Source organism: Rothia sp. HMSC067H10, assembly GCF_001810635.1.
Classification (GTDB): domain Bacteria; phylum Actinomycetota; class Actinomycetes; order Actinomycetales; family Micrococcaceae; genus Rothia; species Rothia dentocariosa.
In genome coordinates this window covers 766,266-786,345 of sequence record NZ_KV802317.1, presented here as the reverse complement: position 1 = coordinate 786,345, position 20,080 = coordinate 766,266, and the positions used below count along the sequence as shown (strand labels likewise).

General features: G+C 51.8%; 22 protein-coding genes and 1 other RNA gene. 16 read left to right on the top strand and 7 right to left on the bottom strand.

The annotated features are described in order from the left end of the window. The first annotated feature begins 2 nt into the window (after nt 1-2). The 16 genes from HMPREF2756_RS10380 (at nt 3) to HMPREF2756_RS10305 (ending at nt 13,996) form a co-directional block, all read left to right on the top strand. Nucleotides 3-2,012: a glycosyltransferase gene (locus tag HMPREF2756_RS10380; protein WP_070620909.1), complete on the top strand. Its 2,010-nt coding sequence runs from the start codon at nt 3-5 to the stop codon at nt 2,010-2,012. Next, on the top strand, nt 2,009-2,887 hold the full coding sequence (locus HMPREF2756_RS10375; RefSeq protein WP_004005022.1) for an ABC transporter permease: 879 nt from the start codon (nt 2,009-2,011) through the stop codon (nt 2,885-2,887). Before HMPREF2756_RS10380 ends, HMPREF2756_RS10375 begins: the two co-directional genes overlap by 4 nt. Before the next feature lie 5 nt (nt 2,888-2,892). Beyond that, nucleotides 2,893-3,660, top strand: coding sequence for an ABC transporter ATP-binding protein (locus HMPREF2756_RS10370; protein WP_004005021.1), 768 nt, complete (start codon nt 2,893-2,895; stop codon nt 3,658-3,660). Nucleotides 3,661-3,929: 269 nt separating this feature from the next. Further along, on the top strand, nt 3,930-5,192 hold the full coding sequence (locus HMPREF2756_RS10365) for a TadA family conjugal transfer-associated ATPase (protein WP_004005019.1): 1,263 nt from the start codon (nt 3,930-3,932) through the stop codon (nt 5,190-5,192). Continuing rightward, complete coding sequence (locus HMPREF2756_RS10360) at nt 5,192-6,046, top strand: type II secretion system F family protein (protein ID WP_004005018.1); 855 nt, start codon at nt 5,192-5,194, stop codon at nt 6,044-6,046. The genes HMPREF2756_RS10365 and HMPREF2756_RS10360 overlap by 1 nt, the downstream gene beginning before the upstream one ends. After that, on the top strand, nt 6,043-6,975 hold the full coding sequence (locus tag HMPREF2756_RS10355) for a type II secretion system F family protein (protein WP_004005017.1): 933 nt from the start codon (nt 6,043-6,045) through the stop codon (nt 6,973-6,975). The genes HMPREF2756_RS10360 and HMPREF2756_RS10355 overlap by 4 nt, the downstream gene beginning before the upstream one ends. Before the next feature lie 79 nt (nt 6,976-7,054). Further along, the gene (locus HMPREF2756_RS10350; RefSeq protein ID WP_239661921.1) at nt 7,055-7,255 is read left to right on the top strand and encodes a hypothetical protein; all 201 of its coding nucleotides are present in this window, start codon (nt 7,055-7,057) and stop codon (nt 7,253-7,255) included. A gap of 4 nt (nt 7,256-7,259) precedes the next feature. Further along, nucleotides 7,260-7,670 carry a TadE/TadG family type IV pilus assembly protein gene (locus HMPREF2756_RS10345; protein ID WP_083301720.1) on the top strand — a complete coding sequence of 137 codons (411 nt, stop codon included), beginning with the start codon at nt 7,260-7,262 and terminating at the stop codon, nt 7,668-7,670. Between the two features lie 133 nt (nt 7,671-7,803). After that, nucleotides 7,804-8,166: a pilus assembly protein TadE gene (locus HMPREF2756_RS10340; RefSeq protein ID WP_246825926.1), complete on the top strand. Its 363-nt coding sequence runs from the start codon at nt 7,804-7,806 to the stop codon at nt 8,164-8,166. Nucleotides 8,167-8,176: 10 nt separating this feature from the next. Continuing rightward, nucleotides 8,177-8,650 carry a pilus assembly protein TadG-related protein gene (locus tag HMPREF2756_RS10335; RefSeq protein ID WP_070620905.1) on the top strand — a complete coding sequence of 158 codons (474 nt, stop codon included), beginning with the start codon at nt 8,177-8,179 and terminating at the stop codon, nt 8,648-8,650. 68 nt (nt 8,651-8,718) lie between these two features. Then, complete coding sequence (gene prfB / locus HMPREF2756_RS10330) at nt 8,719-9,846, top strand: peptide chain release factor 2 (protein ID WP_070620903.1); 1,128 nt, start codon at nt 8,719-8,721, stop codon at nt 9,844-9,846. Nucleotides 9,847-9,860: 14 nt separating this feature from the next. Beyond that, a complete protein-coding gene (gene smpB / locus HMPREF2756_RS10325) occupies nt 9,861-10,355 on the top strand; it encodes an SsrA-binding protein SmpB (RefSeq protein ID WP_004005010.1) in 495 nt (164 codons plus the stop codon). A 207-nt stretch (nt 10,356-10,562) separates the two neighbouring features. Further along, nucleotides 10,563-11,048 carry a DUF4190 domain-containing protein gene (locus HMPREF2756_RS10320; protein WP_070620901.1) on the top strand — a complete coding sequence of 162 codons (486 nt, stop codon included), beginning with the start codon at nt 10,563-10,565 and terminating at the stop codon, nt 11,046-11,048. A gap of 229 nt (nt 11,049-11,277) precedes the next feature. Further along, nucleotides 11,278-12,513 (top strand): DUF4190 domain-containing protein, encoded by a 1,236-nt coding sequence (locus HMPREF2756_RS10315; protein ID WP_070620899.1) that lies wholly within the window; start codon nt 11,278-11,280, stop codon nt 12,511-12,513. 237 nt (nt 12,514-12,750) lie between these two features. After that, nucleotides 12,751-13,124: a transfer-messenger RNA gene (ssrA, locus tag HMPREF2756_RS10310) on the top strand. A 212-nt stretch (nt 13,125-13,336) separates the two neighbouring features. Further along, on the top strand, nt 13,337-13,996 hold the full coding sequence (locus tag HMPREF2756_RS10305) for a hypothetical protein (protein WP_246825925.1): 660 nt from the start codon (nt 13,337-13,339) through the stop codon (nt 13,994-13,996). Nucleotides 13,997-14,132: 136 nt separating this feature from the next. On the opposite strand, the gene HMPREF2756_RS10300 is transcribed toward HMPREF2756_RS10305, so the two are convergent. From HMPREF2756_RS10300 to HMPREF2756_RS10275, 7 genes are all read right to left on the bottom strand, one after another. Next, nucleotides 14,133-14,945, bottom strand: a complete 813-nt coding sequence (locus HMPREF2756_RS10300; RefSeq protein ID WP_070620895.1) for an inositol monophosphatase family protein — start codon at nt 14,943-14,945, stop codon at nt 14,133-14,135. 68 nt (nt 14,946-15,013) lie between these two features. Further along, nucleotides 15,014-16,156, bottom strand: coding sequence for a ribosome small subunit-dependent GTPase A (gene rsgA / locus HMPREF2756_RS10295; protein WP_070620893.1), 1,143 nt, complete (start codon nt 16,154-16,156; stop codon nt 15,014-15,016). After that, nucleotides 16,135-17,553: a 3-phosphoshikimate 1-carboxyvinyltransferase gene (gene aroA / locus HMPREF2756_RS10290; RefSeq protein WP_083301719.1), complete on the bottom strand. Its 1,419-nt coding sequence runs from the start codon at nt 17,551-17,553 to the stop codon at nt 16,135-16,137. Before aroA ends, rsgA begins: the two co-directional genes overlap by 22 nt. Nucleotides 17,554-17,832: 279 nt before the next feature. Beyond that, the gene (gene rsrA, locus HMPREF2756_RS10285; protein ID WP_070620891.1) at nt 17,833-18,123 is read right to left on the bottom strand and encodes a mycothiol system anti-sigma-R factor; all 291 of its coding nucleotides are present in this window, start codon (nt 18,121-18,123) and stop codon (nt 17,833-17,835) included. Between the two features lie 36 nt (nt 18,124-18,159). Further along, nucleotides 18,160-18,801, bottom strand: a complete 642-nt coding sequence (locus HMPREF2756_RS10280) for a sigma-70 family RNA polymerase sigma factor (RefSeq protein ID WP_070620888.1) — start codon at nt 18,799-18,801, stop codon at nt 18,160-18,162. Nucleotides 18,802-19,003: 202 nt separating this feature from the next. Next, entirely contained in the window at nt 19,004-19,078 is a 75-nt protein-coding gene (locus tag HMPREF2756_RS11625) for a 50S ribosomal protein bL37 (RefSeq protein ID WP_095343185.1), read from the bottom strand. A 197-nt stretch (nt 19,079-19,275) separates the two neighbouring features. Continuing rightward, the gene (locus tag HMPREF2756_RS10275) at nt 19,276-19,872 is read right to left on the bottom strand and encodes a GDSL-type esterase/lipase family protein (protein ID WP_013397390.1); all 597 of its coding nucleotides are present in this window, start codon (nt 19,870-19,872) and stop codon (nt 19,276-19,278) included. Nucleotides 19,873-20,080 lie beyond the last annotated feature (208 nt).

The following is a 20,080-nucleotide window of genomic DNA, read 5'->3' as shown; positions in this document are numbered from 1 at the left end:
TTATGGCTGAAACTCAAACTCTGAAAACCCTGCAGCGCGTTATTTTCCCTAGCGCGGTTGAAACCGACGTGGTACCCCTGTATGTGGATGCTGGCGTAGCCGCTGGCGTTCAGCTGCCAACCCGTATTGATGGTGACGCTACCACGAGTATTACAGAGGCGGCGCAGGTACAGGAACAAAGCGCCGCTAATATCGCTGCTAACCGAACCGCAGCTGAAGGCCTTATCGGTCGTCGCTCCATCAACGTTAATCCCGGGCAAAGTCTCTCATTTGGCACCTATTTCAATGCGTTCCCAGCATCGTATTGGCGCCGTTGGACCGATCTTAAAGAGGTCGTACTGAGCGTCCAAACCCGTGGCGAAGGCATGGTGATCGTATACAAATCCAACGGGCGTGGTGTTATTCAGCGTGTGGATGCAAAGCTCCTTTCGGGGGACGAAACATCAATCTTTACCCTGCCCCTAGCGCCTTTCGGCGATGGCGGTTGGTATTGGTTTGATCTTTCTGGAACTGAAGATCTTGAACTGGTTGAGGCTAATTGGCTAGGTAATATTGAGCCCCGTGCCGATGTTCAGGCCGGTCAAGCAACGGTTCAGATTACGACCATGAATAAGGTCGATTATTGTATTGACAACATTCGTACGCTTGGCAACAGCCCCGAAATTTTTGATGCTGTCCACGAGTTCCTAATTGTTGATCAGGGCAGTTCGAAGGTGCAGGATCACGAAGAATTCGAGGAGGTCGTTAAGCCCCTTGCCGGTAAGTTCCGCATCATTAACCAGGGGAATCTAGGCGGTTCTGGCGGTTTTTCGCGCGGTATGTTCGAGGCAGTCAAGAACGGCAGCGATTATGTGCTTCTGCTTGATGACGACGTGATCGTGGAGCCAGAAGCAATTTTGCGCATGGTGACTTTCGCGAACTATTGCAAAGACCCCACAATCGTGGGTGCGCACATGTTCGATATGTTCGATCGCTCGGTACTTCATGCATTCGGCGAAGTCGTTGATCCGTGGCGTAACTTCTACGCGAAGCCTCACGAGGATATGGCGATGGGTCACGACTTAGGCCGCAGCAACCTGCGCAGCACGCACTGGCTGCATCGTCGTGTGGACGTGGATTATAACGGTTGGTGGATGTGCCTTATCCCAACTTCGGTAATCCGCAAGATCGGCCTGTCGTTACCGCTTTTCCTTAAATGGGATGACGCTGAGTATGGCTTGCGCGCGAAGGCTGCTGGTATCCCTACAGTGTCCTTCCCTGGAGCAGGTGTATGGCACGTTTCATGGACCGATAAGGATGACTCGGTGGGCTGGCAGGCTTACTATCATGAACGTAACCGCCTAATTACCGCGCTGTTGCATTCTCCCTTCGATAAGGGTGGCCGCGTGCTGGTTGACTCCATGTTCTTGGACGTCAAGCACACGTTGTCAATGCAGTATTACACTCAAGCAGGCCGCCTCATGGCGCTGGAAGATTTGCTGGCCGGACCGGAGCACCTGCATGAGTCGCTTTCGGCTCGTTTACCGGTAATTCGTCAGTTGGCGGGGGAGTACCCGGAGTCCCAGATGAAGCCGAATGTGGACGACTTTCCCACAGTTAAATCGAAGAAGCCGCCTTTCCGCGGCCGCCGCAATTTCAAGTCACCGGGATATAAGAAACTTGTGCCGTGGACCGCAAGAACGGTTGCACGTCAGCTGTTCAAACCCGTAGATGATGAAGCGAAAGAACACCCGCAGATTCAACTTAACTACGGAGAAACTAACTGGTGGACGCTGTCTAAGTTTGATTCAGCACTGGCCACGAACGCGGAGGGAACCGGATTGTTCTGGTATCGCCGTGATCCCCAGCAGCTGCGGTCAAAGCTGATTCACGCTACCAGATTGCACGCGAAGATCATTAAAGATTGGGAGCAGTTGCGCAAGCGGTATCAAGATGCTGCAGCCGATGTCGCTTCCTATGATGCATGGGCAGAAACTTTTGCAAAGCATACGGAGTCTGAACTTAAGCGATGAGCACTTTGCACGATGAACCTTTGAAAGCCCCCGGCCGCGGGCGGGGAATCCTGGATGCCATTCGTAATCGGTACCTTTTGAGGCTACTGGTTGATAAGGAAATCCAGGTTCGCTACCGTGGCTCGGTTCTAGGGATCCTGTGGTCTTACATTAAGCCGGGCGTCCAGTTCGGCGTGTTCTATGTTGCCATGGGCTTATTCTTAGGCTTGGAACGAGGAATGCACAACTATGCGATCTACCTGTTTTCGGGCATGATCGTGATTAACTTCTTCTCAGAAGGATTCGGGAACGGTGCCCGCACGATGGTGGTTAACAGTGCCCTGATTCGGAAGATTTATCTTCCGAGGGAGCTCTTCTCACTTTCAACTGTGTGGGTGGCGGTAGTACATTTCATACCCCAAATCGTGGTGATGCTCATCGCTTGCTTCTTTGCGGGGTGGCGGCCTGGGCTGCGCAATATTGCCGCGATTTTTGCCGGGATGGCTATCGTGATGCTTCTGTCCTACGGCCTGGGACTCATCTTTGGTGTGGCAAACGTGTTCTTCCGCGACTCCGAGAATATCGTTGATATGCTTCTGATGGTAGCAACATGGTTCTCCCCGGTGTTGTACTCCTGGACCATGGTACGTGACACTCTATATCCGTGGGTTTTCAACGTGTTTATGTTGAACCCGCTGACCGTTGCGGTTGAACTTTTCCACTACGGTTTTTGGCGCCCTACGGCAGACCTCGAAAAGTCGGGACATTTTGCTGAGATTGTTCCGCATCTGTTTAGTTTCTGGACCCCAGTAGGTATTGGTATTTCCTTACTGACCGTTCTAATCGGCGATTTGCTCTTCCGTAAGTTTGAGGGCAACTTCGCTCAGGAGCTCTGATTCTTGTGAAGATTGAGAAAATAGATCTGCCTGAGATTGATCCGAATGCTCCGGTTGTTATTCAAGTCGATGAGCTCGTTAAAAGCTTTGTGCTGCGTCATACGCGTTCTATGAAAGAAGCCTTTGTATGGCTTATGAAGGGGCGTAAAGGTGACCTGTCTGAGAAGTTTAACGCTCTCAATGGTATTACTCTGAATGTAAAACAGGGTGAACGTGTGGCACTTTTGGGGCTCAATGGTTCCGGTAAATCAACCCTTTTGAAGCTGATTTCCGGTGTGATGCAGCCTGAAGGCGGGCAGGTTCTCAACCGCGGTAAAATCGCGGGCCTTATTGAGGTGGGTGCAGGCTTTCATCCCGACCTCACGGGGCGCGATAATGTATTCCTCAATGGCGCTATTCTGGGTATGACCAAAAAAGAGATTGAAGATGCCTTTGACGATATTGTGGCATTCTCTGAAATTGAGGAATTTATTGATACTGAGGTGAAGTTTTATTCATCCGGTATGTACCTGCGTCTTGCGTTTTCGGTGGCTGTGCATACTAACCCAGATATTTTCTTGGTGGATGAGATTCTGGCGGTTGGCGATGAACCTTTCCAGAAGAAATGTATTGCAAGGATTCAAGAGCTCATCCAAGCGGGCAAGACTCTGGTTGTCGTAAGTCATGACCTCGACCTAGTGTCGCAGATATGTGATCGCGGTGTAGTACTTGACCACGGTAATTTAAGTTTCGACGGGGACATCAAGGATGCGGTCAAGATGATTCGTGGCTAGTACACCTAGGTTTCTAGTATGTTTAGACGGGGTGAGGGGGAGAACAACCGTAACGGTTGTTCTCCCCCTCACCCCGTCTAAGACATTAATTAACAGCCCTATAAGTCTTAGCAGGAGAGTCAGAAATTATTCGAGGAACATTACGCATAAAATATATGTAGTTTTGGTGAATGTTTTCCGGTGGATATATTGTGACATCAACGCGAAATTTTTGATTTAAGAGAGCGTTGAGAATACCAACCACACTAAACTTCACCGGGAGAACATCAATGGAGACCCCGAGATCTGCTGTCGTGCCAGATTATTATTCTCTGCTCGATGCCGAGATCCGTGATGCGATTCGCGACGGAGACCTTGACCCTTACACGTCACAGGATGCCGTCGAAGGGCTCATTAGAAGTACTGTTTCCGCCTACGAAAGACGGATGGTACGCGCTTCCCTTCCTCCTCTTGAGAACGTCGAAGAGATTATCCATCGACTGCGTAACGATCTCTGCGGATATGGCCCGCTTCAGCCTTATCTTGATGATGAAGAGGTCGAAGAAATCTGGATCAATTCACCCGATGAAATCTTTGTGGCTCGTGCTGGCGAGAGTGAACTGACAGGGCTGCACCTCAGCGATGAGGCTATTCAACAGCTCTTGGAACGTATGCTCAAGCCTTCGGGACGTCGTGTCGATTTATCATCTCCCTTCGTCGATGCTTCTTTACCGGATGGATCTCGTCTGCACGCCGTGATTCCCGATATTACGAGAGCCCACACCTCCCTCAACATTCGTAAATTTGTGGTGCGCGCCAAACGTCTTCCCGACCTCGTAAAGCTTGGTTCCCTGAGCGCGGGAGCTGCATCGTTTTTACACGCTGCTGTCGAAAGCGGAGTCAATATTTTAGTGTCCGGGGCTACTCAAGCGGGTAAAACCACAATGCTAAATTGTTTGGCAGCATCTATACCGCCGCGCGAACGGGTGGTGACCTGTGAAGAAATCTTTGAGCTTTCTATTCCTCTGCGCGATGTCGTTGGAATGCAATGCAGACAGCCTAATCTAGAGGGTAAAGGCGCAATAGCTCTTCGCCGCCTCGTCAAAGAGGCTCTGCGTATGAGACCGGATCGACTACTCATTGGCGAGGTTCGCGAAGCGGAATCCCTCGATATGCTCATCGCTCTTAACGCGGGTTTACCGGGTATGTGTACTATTCACGCGAATTCTGCACGGGATGCAGTCACTAAAATTTGTACTCTTCCGTTGCTGGCAGGAGACAACATCTCATCCGCCTTCGTGGTGCCCACTGTAGCGAGCTGTTTCGACCTCGTAATTCATTGTGGCCGCGACACTCACGGGCATCGTCAGGTAGAGGAGATCTATATGCTGGGCGGTCGTGTAGAAGACGGCGTCATTGAGATGTCACCGCTTTTTACCCGTCAACAAGGTGAAATGGTGTGCGTAGCCTTAGAAATCCCAACACCCGAAAAATGGGTTCGCGCCGGACACCGGCCCGATCAAGTATTAGCAGCAGCAAAGGTAGGACGCTAATGGGTGTTATCTATGGCTTAGCAATGGGGATCGGGGTTTTCCTCGTATGGTGGTCATGCTGGAGTATGCCGCAGGGAACTGTCAGGACTAGACGGGAACCAAAGATAGTGGTAACTCTCCGTAAAGCTGGGATGCACACTGTTACCCCCTCGGCTTTTACCGGAGTGAGTATCCTCAGTGGGGTTTTAGCAGGGGTGCTTCTCTTCGCATTGACAGGGCTGTGGAGCTTCGCCTTTCTAGGGACGGGCGGTGGTTTCATCATGCCTCGCGTGGTCGTAAATCACCGTGCGAAAGTACGTGAGGGTAAGCTCTGGCAGCTCTGGCCGGATGCCGTTGATCACTTACGATCGGCTATTCGTGCTGGGCTTTCACTGCCAGAGGCCCTTATCCAGCTTTCATACCGCGGACCTTATGAACTTCGAGAGGCTTTTGCACGTTTTGGATCGGATTATCGTGCAACCGGTGACTTTGTAGCTTCCTTGAATCGGCTCAAGGAATATGTTGCTGATCCAGTCGCCGATAATATCGTTGAAGCACTTAAAATAGCACGTGAAGTCGGCGGCAGCGACTTGGGACGACTACTGGGCACATTGAGTAATTTCTTACGAGAAAATGCGCGTACCCGAGCAGAACTTCAAGCACGCCAATCTTGGACTGTCAACGCCGCCCGGTTGGCCTGTGTTGCTCCATGGGTAGTACTGATGCTGATGGCCACACAGCCTGCGGTTCGAAATATTTATAACTCTTTTGCCGGTTTCGTTCTTATGTTCGCGGGTGCTGGACTGTCGGTAATCGCGTACCGCATCATGCTCCGTATCGGGGCGCTACCTCAAGAAAGGAGGGTTTTTGCATGAACTTTGCTATTATCTTCGGGCTTTTCTTCGCGTTTGGTGTAATGCTCATAGCATCTTCATTGCGTAAGAGACGTGGGCCGAACTTTGGAGAACGTATTGCGCCGCAGATGCGCTCCGTTTCGATACGCGAATCCCTGCACCGTGAGAATCAGGCCTCAGGAACTAGCGTTTTAGATGCCCTTTATTCGTTCCTGGAACCTATGATGCAGTCGTTCCTAGGGCGGGTACGTTCTACAGAGTCTAGGGACGAAGCCCTTGCTGCTCGCTTGCGCCGCGCGGGAAGTGATCAGACTGTAAGTGCTTTTCGTGCCGAACAAATCCTCTGGGCGGTTAGTTCGGTGGCCCTTTTAGGAGTATTGAGCGTTATTGGGCTGTTGGAAAACCAATTGTCACTCTGGAGTGGCCTGATGCTCATTATCCTGGGTGGTGTTACCGGTTTTCTGGCGCGAGACTGGTGGTTGGGCCAGATTATTGTACGTCGTGAGAAACAGCTTATTGCGGAGTTTCCCGCGCTTGCAGAGATGATGGCGCTTTCGGTGGCTGCGGGTGAATCTGCTCTTGCTTCCCTGGAGCGCATTTGCCGTACTTCTCGCGGGGAATTGGCCCGAGAATTTAACGATATTCTTGCGCAAACGCGAGCCGGATCCAGCCTACTGGCGGCGCTCAACGAATTCGCACAGAGTACACAAATTCCAGCCCTTAGCCGATTTGTCGATGGCGTAGCCGTAGCCATCGAACGGGGTACTCCTTTGGCAGACGTTCTACGGGCACAGGCTCAAGATGTGCGCGACAACGCGAAACGCGAGCTTCTCGAAGTAGCCGGGAAAAAGGAGATCGCCATGTTGGCGCCGGTCGTATTTTTAATTCTGCCGTTGACCGTAGTCTTTGCGATTTTCCCCGGTCTTTCGCTAATGAAACTTGCGTTTTAACGCATCATAACCTCGCCCCTAAGGCGGATTCCAAATAGCTCAATCACATAAGGAAAATACTATGTTTACTCGACTTCGTATGTTGTTTCTGTCTGTTCCCGGTATTGCTTTTCTGCTTACCTCTTATAGAGGCTTGCAAGACGACCCAGAACGCGGAGATGTACCCGGATGGGTCATGATTACCATGATGAGCGCCATCTTGGTCGCCGCGATTTTAGCTATTGCCCAACCAGCTTTGATCAAGATGTTTAACGATGCTATCGCGCTTATTCGTCCCTAGTCGTATGAGCCGACATCAAGAACAAGAGCTTGCAGCACCGCCATCAGAACGAGGGGATGCCAGTACCGAGTTCGTGATGGTTTCTGCTCTCTTAGTACTGCTGACCGTCGCAATTTTGCAGGTTTCCTATGCGTTTTACACACGTAATGTTCTGTTGGATGCTGCAAGCGCGGGCGCTCGCTACGGAACATTGTACGACCGCACCCCTGAGGAAGGTCGGGAACGAGCAGAGCAGATTATTCGGGGGAATTTGCCCGAGAATTATGCGCAAGATGTACATACATCGGTATATGTTGATCCGTCTGGAATTCGTATTCTTGAGGTTCACATTACCGCTCCTTTGCCAGTACTGGGGCCATGGGGGTTCCCAGGTTCTATTTCGGTGAGTGGTCATGCTGCATATATTCAGTCTTAGAAACCTGGCGCTGTGTCTGCGGACTCGTGCAGAGGATTCAGAGAATACCGATCATGAACATGAGCGCGGGAGCGCAATTGTTGAATTTCTCGGGCTCGGTGTTACGCTGCTGCTCCCTATCATGTATGGGGTCTTGACGATTTTTTCAGTGCAGGCTTCGATCTTGGGGGCGCACGCCGCAAGCGCGCAGGTAGCTCAATATATTCAGGAGCTGCCGCCTGAGACTTCGATGTCGCAGGAACAGGCTCAACGTTTGAGCGCGCTTGTGGCACGCGATTTTGGGGTTGCAGAATCTGATATCTCGGTATCTTTGAGCTGTTCAGGGTCGTGTAGCGCGCGGGAGAGTATTAGAGTTCAGGTTCAGGTGAATGCACACCTTCCCCTAATTCCGCAGGGGCTAGGAGCAAGCGTTATCCCGGTATCCTCACAATCAGTGACCTGGGGACAGGCTGAGATAGGCTCTGCTACTTCATCCGCTTTCCGGGAAACTCCATAAGGAAATTTAGATGGTAGTAGTCTCTTATATTCATGCCGATCAGCGTCGTGGCGGACATAACGATGAGGGGAGCATTAGCCCGCTCATCGTTGGTATGTGCGCTCTGGTACTGTTGATCGCATCGGTGACGTTGGCGGTCACGGGTGCTCACGTACAAACCCACAGACTCGAAGATCTTGCGGATGCGCAAGCCATTTCTATCGCACGAACTATAGAGCATGGATTCTCGGAATATTCCGATAACTCTGCAGACAACGCTCGAGCTAGGCAGCTTGCTGCCAAATATCTGGAGGAGAGTGGAGCTTCTCACGAATTCGTGAACTTGCAGGTAGACTCGGTGCAGATTAGCGATGACCGTACTGTTCATGTCACGTTACGTGCTAGGATTCATCCTCCGATCGTTTCGGCCGTGGTTCCTGATGGTTTTGAGGTGAAGGCTCAGGCTCGCGCCCGCATCCACCAGCAACAGAAGGATGAAAAGTAAATGTGCCTGTAGCGTTGTAAAGTAATTCGGCGGGACTTTCCGCATGATTCACGCTAGTCTTAAATGCTATGGCATCTTTCGACTTTTCGGCTGAGATTAAGGATCTGCGTTCCATATACGCCTCAATTGTTGCGGTGAGTGACCTTGAGGGTATCAAGTGCGCTCTTGAAGACCTATCTCAGCAAGCTTCAGCACCTGAGCTTTGGGATGATCCTGAGCATGCTCAACGGGTAACAAGCGCGCTTTCCCATAAGCAAGCTGAACTGAATCGTCTAACGAACTTAGCGTCTCGCATTGATGATGTTGAGGTCATGGTCGAGCTAGCACAGACCGAAGATGAATCATCCGAAGAGGACCTATTGGCGGAGGCTGAAGCCGAGTGTAAAGAGCTGAGGAAGAAGCTGGATGAACTTGAAGTGTTGGTGCTGCTCTCTGGTGAGTACGATCAGCGTGAGGCTGTTGTAACGATTCGTTCAGGCGCGGGTGGTGTGGATGCGGCAGATTTTGCAGAGATGCTTTTGCGCATGTACTTGCGGTGGGCTGAAAAGAATGGCTATCCGACGAAGGTGCTAGACACCTCGTATGCTGAAGAGGCAGGGTTGAAATCCGTAACTTTTGAGGTCAACGCGCCCTACGCTTTTGGCCGCCTTTCTGTTGAAGCGGGCACCCATCGGCTAGTACGTATCTCTCCATTTGATAATCAGGGGCGCAGGCAAACCTCATTTGCCGCGGTTGAAGTTATTCCTCTGATCGAGCAGACCGATGCGCTTGAGATCCCCGAGTCTGAGATTAAGGTTGATGTATTTCGCTCCTCTGGACCGGGCGGTCAATCCGTCAATACAACGGACTCAGCGGTGCGTATGACGCATATTCCAACGGGTATTGTAGTGTCAATGCAGAATGAAAAATCGCAGATTCAAAACCGGGCTGCGGCTCTGCGCGTGCTGCAATCGCGTTTACTTATGCTTCGTCAAGAGCAGGAGGACGCCAAAAAGAAAGAGCTGGCGGGTGATATTAAAGCAAGCTGGGGCGATCAAATGCGATCCTACGTGCTCCATCCGTACCAGATGGTGAAGGATCTGCGTACCGGATACGAGGAAGGCAACACGTCAAGCGTACTTGACGGGGGGCTCAATAGATTTATTGAAGAGGGCATTCGCTGGCGCGCCTCTGGTCGCCGTGGTAACGAAGGCTAAGCATAAGGAATATTATGGCTCAGAAAAAGAAAAAAGGCGCTAAAACGGACCCGAATAACTCGATTATCGCGCAGAATAAGAAAGCACGGCATAACTACAATATTGTCGATACCTATGAAGCGGGCGTGGTCCTTTTAGGAACAGAGGTGAAATCTCTGCGCGATGGGGGAGCCTCTATCACTGACGGGTTCTGCCATGTAAAGGATCACGAACTCTGGCTGGAAGGTATTCATATTGCTGAGTACGGCTATGGTACATGGACGAATCATTCGGCACGCCGCAGCCGTAAGCTGTTACTGCATCGTTCAGAGATTAACCGGTTAGAGCAGAAACTCAAAGAAACCGGGTATACAGTGGTGCCCCTCAAGCTATATTTTAGCGGTGGGCGTGTGAAGGTTGAGATTGCCTTGGCAACAGGTAAACGTGAGTACGATAAGCGTCAGGCGCTGCGTGAGAGGCAGGATAATTTGGAGGCGGCACGTGCCATGCGGTACCGCAATTTAGGATAGTCATCTAGGCTAGATAAGTTAGATGTTACTGGTTGATGTCTCTGAAGAACTTCTACAGAGGAAATCAAGATTAGCTGTTTTTGGCTAGAAATCTGCACCGGTAAGACACATGTAGGATATACTTACTAGCAAGACATAAAGCGTATTTACCCGATAAGATGTGTAAGTATGCAGTGACACAACAGACAGAAATAATGGAGGAGTTTTATGTCTGAGAACGTTCCGAATACATCCGGTCATTCTGGAGGGCAGTCCGAGCAACCGAAATTCGTTCCTGCTGCGCCGCCTGTTGCGCCTGCAGGAAACGCTTACTCCGGTTACGTTCCGACGAAGCTTCCCGCTGGTATGGCGATTGCATCGTTGGTGATGGGCATCGTGAGTATACTTGGGGCTCTTCCTCTAAGCTTCATCACTATTGTTGTAGCACTTGTAGGTCTGATCCTTGGTATTATTGCGCTTCGCAAGGTACGTAAAGGTACCGGCGGTGGCAAGGGTATGGCTATCGGGGGCGTTGTTACCAGTGCTATTGGCTTTATACTATCAGCCGTGGTTCTTGTCTTGCTCATCATCGGTACGATGATGATGCAGGAATGCAAGAATACTGGTGTGCAGAATAGTGACGGCTCTGTCACCTGCTCAATTAATGGACAGAAGACGACTGTCAATACCGACGGGACTACTTCTGTTCGGTAGCCAAATATATTGTTCACCATGTGGGGCAGGTGGCTTAAAAAGCTACCCGCCCCACACGTTTGTGCTTCAAGGATAGTGGAATAGGTGAGATAGAGCATGCTAATTTTTATGAAGCTTAGGGTGTCGTAACCAATGGTTTTCGATATAAAAGTTCGTATAATGAAAGTTGGTACTCAGTAATAACGCCGGGGTAACCGACGGCCTCACCGAAGACAAAGGATAGTAAAGCATGTCAGAGAACCTTTACGGTCAGAACAAGCCACAAGGGCAGTCGCAACAGCCTGGTCACGATCAGAATTCTCAAAATCAGGATTCACAAGCGCAACAGCAATATCAGGGGCAGGTTCCCCAGAATAATAGTTCCCAGCAGGGGAACTACCAGGGCAATGGCGCTCAGAACTCATACCAGCAGCAGTACCCTCAGCAGCCGCAACAGGACTCGAGCAATCAGCATCTTTTCTACGGTGGTCAGGCACAAAATCAGCAGCCTACTCCATCAGCGGGGCAGCCCTCCTATAACACGCAGTACTCTAGCTCCTCGAACACGATTTCGCGGCAGCAACAGCATTCGGCGCCCCAGCATTCTTCGCAGACTGGGCAGAGCGCCTCAGGGCAGAGCTACGCCCCACAGCAGAACTATAATTCAGCTCAAGGTTACAACCAACACCAGCAGAACCAGGGTTCACGGAATTACTCTCAGCAGGGGAGCTCCGGTCAGCAGAGCAGTAATCCGACACAGAATTACCAAAGCTCTGCGGGATACCAGAACGTCCAGCAACAGGGATCTTCACAGCAGAACAGCTACGGTCAGAATTCTGCCCAGACGCAGCAGACCGGATCATCTGTCTATAACGGAAATTCTTCCTACACTCAGCAGCCGCAGCAAGCCCCCTACGGAACTTCTGGCTCTCAATCTGCACAACAAAATGCTCAGCAGAGCTACGGTCAGCAGAACTCTTACTCGCAGCCTAGCGGGTATCAGAACCAGCCTGTAAATTCTGGATACACAAGCCAGGGGCAGAACTATTACGGTGCCCAGAGTCAGCAAGGGCAGTATGGGCAGTCTGCCTACGGCGTTTCTCAGTTTGATACTAATGTTCAGAACACAGGTGGCTCCTCGCAGGCCGCTCCGGTCATGGCAATTATTTCCTTGGTACTTGGTGTGCTTGCCATTGTGAGTGGATTCTTTATTGTCGGAGGTCTGCTCGGCATTGGTGCTATTATTTTGGGCGCTCTTGGACTTCGCCAGTCGCGCCAGTTGGGCAAGGGCAAGGGAATGTCCATCGCCGGCATTATTACTGGTTGTGTGGGCATCATCATAGCTATTATCGCGACTATCGCTTTTGTACTGGGTCAGCAGACTCTTCAGGAATGCCAGAAGGTCGGTACTCCGGATGGTAACGGCAATAAGGTATGCCAGGTAGGGGATAACCCTGATAGCCGTATGACTGTTCCCGCTCAGTAACAGACAGGTATCAGTCTTTCGCTGAATGAAGGGGGCGGAGCAACTCGTAACGGATGTGTTCCGCCCCCCCTGTGCATAAGTAAAATAATGCTGGTGTGTTGGTAGTAAAAGAACCTGGTGGTTGTGTAGAGACAGACCCTCTGATATAGTTAACCGTTACCATCGCGAGCGGTATACTGTGTGTCTCATGGCAATGCAGAGAACGTTTGTAGATGGTGCTTTTTGATAAAAGTATAGGGGGATGATCGGTTTCGACGATGTGAGTCGAGATGGGTGAAGCGTGCCGAGGACGCAGGGTTATCTCGTTAACGCCCTCTGCAAAAAAATAAGTGCAAAATCTAAGCGCACTGACTTCGCACTCGCTGCCTAAGCGCGAGTTGCAGTCTGTCGGTCTGAGCATGCCTTTGGCTCAGAACCCGGCATCGACTTAAAAGGCCACTGCTATTAGCCCTCGTCGTAGGGGCTGATGGGACTTTTATTACGAATAGGTTTGTCGATGTAAGTGTTTGTGCAAACATCGGAGCCGAGAAATAGCGCTTTCACAAACTGCGCACGGAGAAGCCCTGTTGAAGCCACATCGGACCGGGGTTCGATTCCCCGCATCTCCACAAAAGCCCTTAAAAAGGGCAGGGAACTAAAACCCGAACCTGATAACTGAGCCGCCCACAAGCAGAATCGCTGGTGGGCGGCTCAGTTATATTTGACCTTTTTCGCGCCGAACAAAATATGGGAAGTATGCAACGGCTAAAGCCGCAAGAGTATGATTTTCAGCCCGGAATAACGTAATATCAAGAAAGAAGACTCAGCGCGTATGGAGAAAAAGATGACAGAAAACCCGCGACAGGATCCTATGCCAGATTCAAACACACCTCAGGCATCATATCCTCAAGTCGAAGCTCCAACGCTACAGGAGGGTCACGATATGCAGAATTCTGCAGCTTCAGACGCGCCATTGGCGGCTTATGCTTCAGCAACGGATGGAGCGTCTCATCCTCAGGCTCAGCAAGCCGTACCCCCAGTTGGAAACGTGGCTGCCGCCTACGACTTTGGCTACAGTAGGGCTCCTCGCCAATATGAGGTTCCACCCGAAGACAGGCGACCTTACGGGGAACCTACCGGCGAAATTCGCGGACCTGGATATTTCTACTCGATAGGTTCTTTTGCTGCTTCGCTTTGTGGACTCGTACTTACCGGATTTAGTGGCTTTCAGGTACTGGGGATCGCCATACTCCACGACGACTACGACTCTATGGGCTATGGTGCCTATGAATTTACGACAATCTCAAATACCATGCTTCTAGCGTTGGTACCTATAGTTATATCAATATGGCTGGGGATTTTTTCCTTTACTGTGAACAAAGGGCGTATTACCCCCATGACGGGCAGGATGCGCGCCTTTGCCTCCCTTGGCATCGTCATGGGAGCCTTAGGAGCTTTAGGAATAGTTGGAAACTTCTTCCTCTACCTTCTTGCGATTTCCTAGAAATTAGCCTGCCAACACGTGCATATTTACCCGTGCACCGAAGCCAAAGCCTATGTAAAAGCCCCGATGGGATTATCACACATAAATCTGGTGACCCGCCGGGGCTTCGCCGTCCCTTACCACAGAACCCGAATGGTTACTCGGGCGTAAGCTGGCTTATCACAGAACGATGCAAGGTCCCATTAGTAGCCAAAGTACTGGCGGTACCTTCTGCCTGCGCTGTAGCTACTGCATCGTAACCAGCTGCTGTTGTGAAGGTCCCGCCTGCTTCATGCACAAGCGGAACTAGCGCGGCAATATCGTGGAGTGCAACTTGAGCTTCACAGGCAATATCAACAGCCCCTTCGGCCACCAGACAATATGACCAGAAATCACCATAGGCACGGGAACGGTTAACTTCATGGACTAGCGAGAGAAAACTCTGCTCGAGCCCCAGCCCCTCCCATCCTTTGAACTCGGCATAGGAGAGCGAGGCTCCAGAGAGCGTGGGGACACTCGACACCTGAAGTCGTGTAGCCTGAGTTAGCGATTTGCCTGCGTATGCACCCGTACCCTGCGCAGCCCACCAACGTCGCTGTAACGCCGGGGCAGATACAAGACCCATAACCGGCTCACCCTGATCGAGGAGAGCGATGAGTGTGGCCCACACCGGAACACCACGCACAAAATTCTGCGTACCATCAATAGGATCGATAACCCACTGCCTGGCAGCCGTACCTGTTGAGCCTAGCTCTTCACCGATAATACCGTCGCGTGTACGCACCCGCGAGAGCTGTGCACGCAGAAGTTCCTCAACCTCACGATCCACCTCGGTCACTGGAGTACCGTCGCTTTTGTGTTCCACGGTAAAAGACCGATCTTTAAACCGGGACATGCTGACGCGATCCACGTTATCCGCCAGGATATGCGCCAGCCTCAAATCATCAGTGTATGACGTCGTAAAGTTCATGAATCTCTCATTAGTCGTCAAATGTTACCGTGTGTGGTCTTAGGAACTTATGTACAGGATACGAGCGATTACACGAGTGCCCCAAGCTCTTTATCGGAATCAGCTTCTTCATCAGGAACAAACTGCAAAAGTTTTCGCAGCGAATCCAAACGCGCCGCGCCACTGGCCCCCGCTTTACCCGCCTGCACGTAAGTATTTATACCGCAATCTACCGCCTGAGCCGCATGATGACAGCCCTTAGGGCAGTCCTGCTCGCCAGGAGCCAGATCGGGGAACGCCTGTACAACCTGCTCCGGCGGAACATGAGCCAGTCCGAAAGAACGTATACCCGGAGTATCGATAATCCAGGTTCCGGGTGGTACATGAAGCTCAGGCGTGGATACGGGCTGTAAGGCCAGAGCTGACGAAGACGTATGACGACCCCGCCCCGTAACGGCGTTAACGTGCCCAGTCGCACGGTCTGCACCAGTGAGCGCATTCACCAAAGTAGATTTACCGACCCCCGAATGCCCGAGAAGCACAGATACCTTACCCAAAAGCTCTTCGAGAAGCTTATGAACGGGTGCATGCAGAAGACCCTCGGCTCCAGACTCACTTGGGGCTCGACCGTCAGCTGACCCCGAGAGTACAATTTTTAGCCCCGAGGCACTGTAATAATCGAGTAGTTGCTGAGGGCGAGAAACATCGGTTTTTGTAATGCACAAAATAGGCTCTATCCCGGCATTATATGCGGCAACGACGGCTCGATCAATAAAACCTGTGCGCGGCTGCGGATTCGCAGCAGCAACCACAATGACCAGCTGGTTCGCATTGGCCACCACCACACGTTCGGTTGTATCTGTGTCATCGGCACTGCGGCGCAGTACCGAAGAACGCTCTCCCAAACGAACGATGCGCGCTAGGGTGTCTTTTGCGCCGGATATATCTCCGACTACATCCACAAAGTCCCCGGTGACAATGGGGGTACGGCGCAATTCGCGTGCCCGTGCCGCGATAAGAGTCCGCTCCTGTGGGGTGCCTTCAGCGACAACTACTGACCACCGACCACGATCGACGGTGACGACGCGACCGCGTATAGCGTGCTTGTACCGGGGGCGTTCCTTAGTGCGGGGTCGAGAACCCTTTTTATTGGGGCGAACTCGAACGTCGGATTCATCCCACTCGTCGAAAGACCGGTTTCGGGATGGATTCACGAGCGCACTCCTTTCCATTGCGAAAGCATTTTTTGCCAAAGCGCTGTGAATTGTGGGAGTGTTTTTGCGGTTGTCTGAACGTTTTCGATGCGCACTCCGGGTTCGTGAAGTCCAATAACCGCCGCGAACGTTGCTACTCGGTGGTCTTCATAGGTCTGTACCGTCACAGGAGAGTCTTGAGGCAGACGTCGAACGGGGCGAAGAACGCGAATACCGTCGGCTGTTTCTTCGGCAAGCCCGCCCAAACGGTTAATCTCAGTGACGAGAGCCGCGAGGCGGTCAGTCTCATGCCCACGCAGGTGCCCAATGCCAGTGAGAGTGCTTGGGGAGTCAAGAAGCACAACGAGAGCGGCAACTGTAGGCGCGAGTTCGCCTGCAGTCTGTAGGTTAAACTCGACCCCGGAAAGCCGGGTTATATCTTCGGGCCCGGTGACTGTGAGCGAACCATTAGAGAATTCAACGGCACCGCCTAAACGGGGCAGAATGGTACGCCACTCATCACCTCCCTGCGTTGTTCCGGGGGAACCGTCTGCTGTAGGAGCGGGCCAATCAGGAATAGTCACTGAGTTGCCCGTTACCATCGCAGCTGCAAGGAAAGGACCAGCGTTAGAAAGATCCGGTTCAACAGTGACATCAAACCCGGAAATAGTGTCTGGGAATACACGCCAGGCGTATTCATCAGCAACGGCTTCGGCGCGTACCCCCAAGTCACGGAGGGTCTGCAGGGTCATCTCAATATGAGGTATCGAAGGCACGGCGTTTCCCCGGTGACGAATCGTTAACCCCTGAGGAAGCCTAGGCGCAATCAAGAGTAGAGCAGATACAAATTGCGAGGAAGCCGAAGCATCAATAAAGATCTCTGCGGGAGTACCGGATGCGGTCGCAAGTCCGGGGGAATGCAGAGTGAAAGGCAAGGTATCTACGGAATCATTGCCCGATCGTTCAATATGCGCCCCTAGCTGACACAGACCATCGCAGAGCGCCGCCATCGGCCGTTTGCGGGCTTGTGGATCACCATCAAAGTTGTAATCACCCGGAAGCAAAGCAGCAAGAGCGGGTACAAAACGCATGACCGTTCCCGCAAGTCCACAATCAATCTTTACCATTGGGGGAGCCGAAGCAAGATTTAGAGGGGTTATGAGAAGATCAGGACCAAACTCCGAACCTGTCTCGATACGCTCGAACTGGGCTCCGAGTGCCTCTAAAGCGGAAATCATGAGGGCTGAGTCTCGCGAGTGTAGGGGAGCACGCAACCGTGAGGGAGAATCAGCAAGAGCCGCGAGGAGCAGGTAACGGTTGGTGAGCGATTTGGAACCGGGGATGCGCATCCGTGCGCTCATCCCAGGCGCACCCCGGTACGTGGGGGCTTCCCATGCATGTGCCATGGTATTTTGCGCCGTACTCAATTCGCTCATCGGTATAACTCTCTGCCTCCCATAATCTGTCTGGTGTTTGCGCTGGAACTCGCCGGTTCTCTGTACCTGAGGACGCTCTTCTTCGCGCCCATACACTTCAACCATTCTACCGGGTGGGTACCCCAAACGGGTGAGAATCCAGGTAAAACGGTGTATCATTTTTCGCGGTGAACACACAATATTATGCGGGTTTATAGAAGAATAGCGAGGAGAAACCCGGTAGTCGAGTTTTCTCCCCGCCGTAGTATGCCGCGAACTTAGACCAAAGGCGGTGAAGGCTTAGGCACTCGCCGAACAAAATTCATCAATATGTTCCAAAAGCCTGGCTTTGAGGGATTCAGGCGCCTGCTCGTCACACGAAGATTTGATCTTCGCACGCAAAAGGACCTCAAGATCCTTCGCTTCGGCGCAATGCGAGCAAGCATCAAGGTGCCTCTGAATTTCTTGTATTTCCTCAGCGGTGAGAGCACCATCAAGATATTCATAAAGGTTTTTGAGTGTTGTGGAACAGGGGTTGCCGCCACAATCTTCGGTAAGTGCCGTGCTATTCTCGGGTGTTTGTTCTTCCATAGCAGACTCCTTTCTTCCGAGTTTATAAAACTGAGCCTATTTCTTCTTCGCCGCTTTTGCTTCGACCTTTGCGATAGTCGAAGGGCGTAAACCATTTTCGCGAGCATAATCCAGTAATTTTTCGCGCAGAATGCGGCGTCCGCGGTGCAGCCGCGACATGACCGTTCCTAATGGAATCTCCATAATCTCGGCGATCTCTTTATATGAGAACCCCTCGACGTCGGAGTAGTACACCACCATGCGGAAGTCTTCGGTGAGTGAGGCGAGAGCCTGCCGTACTTCGGTGTCCGGGAGCGCATCCAGAGCCTCCATCTCGGCTGAGCGTAGCCCTGAAGCATCATGAGCGCCCGCTTGGGCTAACTGCCAGTCTTCGACGGATTCCGTATGTGCCTGCTGTGGCTCTCGCTGGCGTTTACGGTACAGATTAATGTACGTATTGGTCAGAATACGGTACAGCCACGCCTTGAGATTGGTACCTTGCCTGTACTGGTGAAAAGAGGCAAAGGCCTTCGTATATGTCTCTTGAACGAGGTCTTCGGCGTCTGCCGAATTCCTGCTCATGCGTAAGGCAGCGGCATAAAGCTGATCGACGTATTGCATGGCATCTGCAGTGAAGCGCTCACGTAATTCACGAGGTGTGAGAGTCGCCGTCGCTTCTGCGGCGTTGGACTCGCTCATAGGTGCTCTTTTCTGTCGCGTAATGACTTTCGGGGGTCTGTGTACAGCATACCTTCGTGTGAGGCTTCGGGGAATGTAACGGCTCGCTCGAATGAATTATTCCCAGTATCCGCAGCACGATTATTAGCTGAAAGGCCAGATAATTCGATAAAGCAAAACCCCGGTGAAAGACCACCGGGGTTCTTACGTATAGCAAGATACCTTATGCGTTGGGGCGCTTACCGTGGTTTGCGCCGCCTTTACGACGGTCCTTGCGCTTACGACCGCGCTTGCTCATAGGAGCCTCCTTCAGAATTGTGAACCTCTGCTCAAAGAAAGCCAGCAAGGCTCTAAACTAACCGCCCCGAGTCTTAGCACAGGCTTAAACGCATAGGGCAACGCCGTCTATTTTTTCATAGAAACGGCTTGAATGCATCTTACCAACAGGCTGATGCGAAAAATATGGAGATTTAGATACTCTGTCTGCGTAAGATCTTACTGCTCGGGAAGGTTAAGCCAGCTGTACCAACCGCGGTGGAGCACAAGCCACGCCATGAGACCGTATCCAGACTGCCCCGGACGCCCATCATTAGCGGCCAGATCATTGCGCCATTGTTCGTGGTGCAAAAGAGGGTTGAACGTATCGACATACACGTGATTACGGCGGGTTACTACATCTGCATAAGCCGCCGAAAGATCAGCGATACGACGGTTACGCTCCGGGTCGAGAGTCGGGGGAGGGCCCACCACAAGTACACGGATGCTGTTCTGAGACGCCATGTCCACCATATTGGCAAGATTCAAGCGTGAACGTGCACTGGTGAGTCCCAAATCAATGTCAAAAGTTGAGGGAGCTATGACCAAACGGTTATCGGCACCGGGAAGGAACCTGCGGCGTGCCTCATCAAACCATCGAGTACTCAACTGCTCGCTTCCTTCATTCGGGGCGGCGAGATTATAGGCTGAAATGGATGCACTAGTTTGCGGGGTACGTGCCATCACGCGACCAAACCAACCTAGGGTGCGGGGGTCACCGACACCGGCGAGCAGGTCGTCTCCAACCGCTACAAGTCGAATATTGCGTTGCTCCACGGGGTTCTTTCTTCCGTTGATATCTTGCGTCTGCAGTACGTAAACGCTCTGTCCTTTTGTTTAAGCATAAGGTGTTCGAGTTATGTTTTCGAACTCCTCGAAAATTTTTGATCCAATCGTGATGAAAAATCCACTTGAGGCATAGGAAAAGCCCCATCACTACAGTCTTCCACAATCGCACGAGTTATAAAACTCGCTGTGAAGCTAC

Excerpts from the sequence above, each read along its gene's own strand:
- HMPREF2756_RS10380 (WP_070620909.1), top strand. The coding sequence starts at position 3 with ATGGCTGAAACTCAAACTCTGAAAACCCTGCAGCGCGTTATTTTCCCT.
- HMPREF2756_RS10375 (WP_004005022.1), top strand. The coding sequence starts at position 2,009 with ATGAGCACTTTGCACGATGAACCTTTGAAAGCCCCCGGCCGCGGGCGG.
- HMPREF2756_RS10365 (WP_004005019.1), top strand. The coding sequence starts at position 3,930 with ATGGAGACCCCGAGATCTGCTGTCGTGCCAGATTATTATTCTCTGCTC.
- HMPREF2756_RS10360 (WP_004005018.1), top strand. The coding sequence starts at position 5,192 with ATGGGTGTTATCTATGGCTTAGCAATGGGGATCGGGGTTTTCCTCGTA.
- HMPREF2756_RS10355 (WP_004005017.1), top strand. The coding sequence starts at position 6,043 with ATGAACTTTGCTATTATCTTCGGGCTTTTCTTCGCGTTTGGTGTAATG.
- HMPREF2756_RS10350 (WP_239661921.1), top strand. The coding sequence starts at position 7,055 with ATGTTGTTTCTGTCTGTTCCCGGTATTGCTTTTCTGCTTACCTCTTAT.
- HMPREF2756_RS10345 (WP_083301720.1), top strand. The coding sequence starts at position 7,260 with ATGAGCCGACATCAAGAACAAGAGCTTGCAGCACCGCCATCAGAACGA.
- HMPREF2756_RS10335 (WP_070620905.1), top strand. The coding sequence starts at position 8,177 with ATGGTAGTAGTCTCTTATATTCATGCCGATCAGCGTCGTGGCGGACAT.
- prfB (WP_070620903.1), top strand. The coding sequence starts at position 8,719 with ATGGCATCTTTCGACTTTTCGGCTGAGATTAAGGATCTGCGTTCCATA.
- smpB (WP_004005010.1), top strand. The coding sequence starts at position 9,861 with ATGGCTCAGAAAAAGAAAAAAGGCGCTAAAACGGACCCGAATAACTCG.
- HMPREF2756_RS10320 (WP_070620901.1), top strand. The coding sequence starts at position 10,563 with ATGTCTGAGAACGTTCCGAATACATCCGGTCATTCTGGAGGGCAGTCC.
- HMPREF2756_RS10315 (WP_070620899.1), top strand. The coding sequence starts at position 11,278 with ATGTCAGAGAACCTTTACGGTCAGAACAAGCCACAAGGGCAGTCGCAA.
- HMPREF2756_RS10305 (WP_246825925.1), top strand. The coding sequence starts at position 13,337 with ATGACAGAAAACCCGCGACAGGATCCTATGCCAGATTCAAACACACCT.
- HMPREF2756_RS10300 (WP_070620895.1), bottom strand. The coding sequence starts at position 14,945 with ATGAACTTTACGACGTCATACACTGATGATTTGAGGCTGGCGCATATC.
- rsgA (WP_070620893.1), bottom strand. The coding sequence starts at position 16,156 with ATGGAAAGGAGTGCGCTCGTGAATCCATCCCGAAACCGGTCTTTCGAC.
- aroA (WP_083301719.1), bottom strand. The coding sequence starts at position 17,553 with ATGAGCGAATTGAGTACGGCGCAAAATACCATGGCACATGCATGGGAA.
- rsrA (WP_070620891.1), bottom strand. The coding sequence starts at position 18,123 with ATGGAAGAACAAACACCCGAGAATAGCACGGCACTTACCGAAGATTGT.
- HMPREF2756_RS10280 (WP_070620888.1), bottom strand. The coding sequence starts at position 18,801 with ATGAGCGAGTCCAACGCCGCAGAAGCGACGGCGACTCTCACACCTCGT.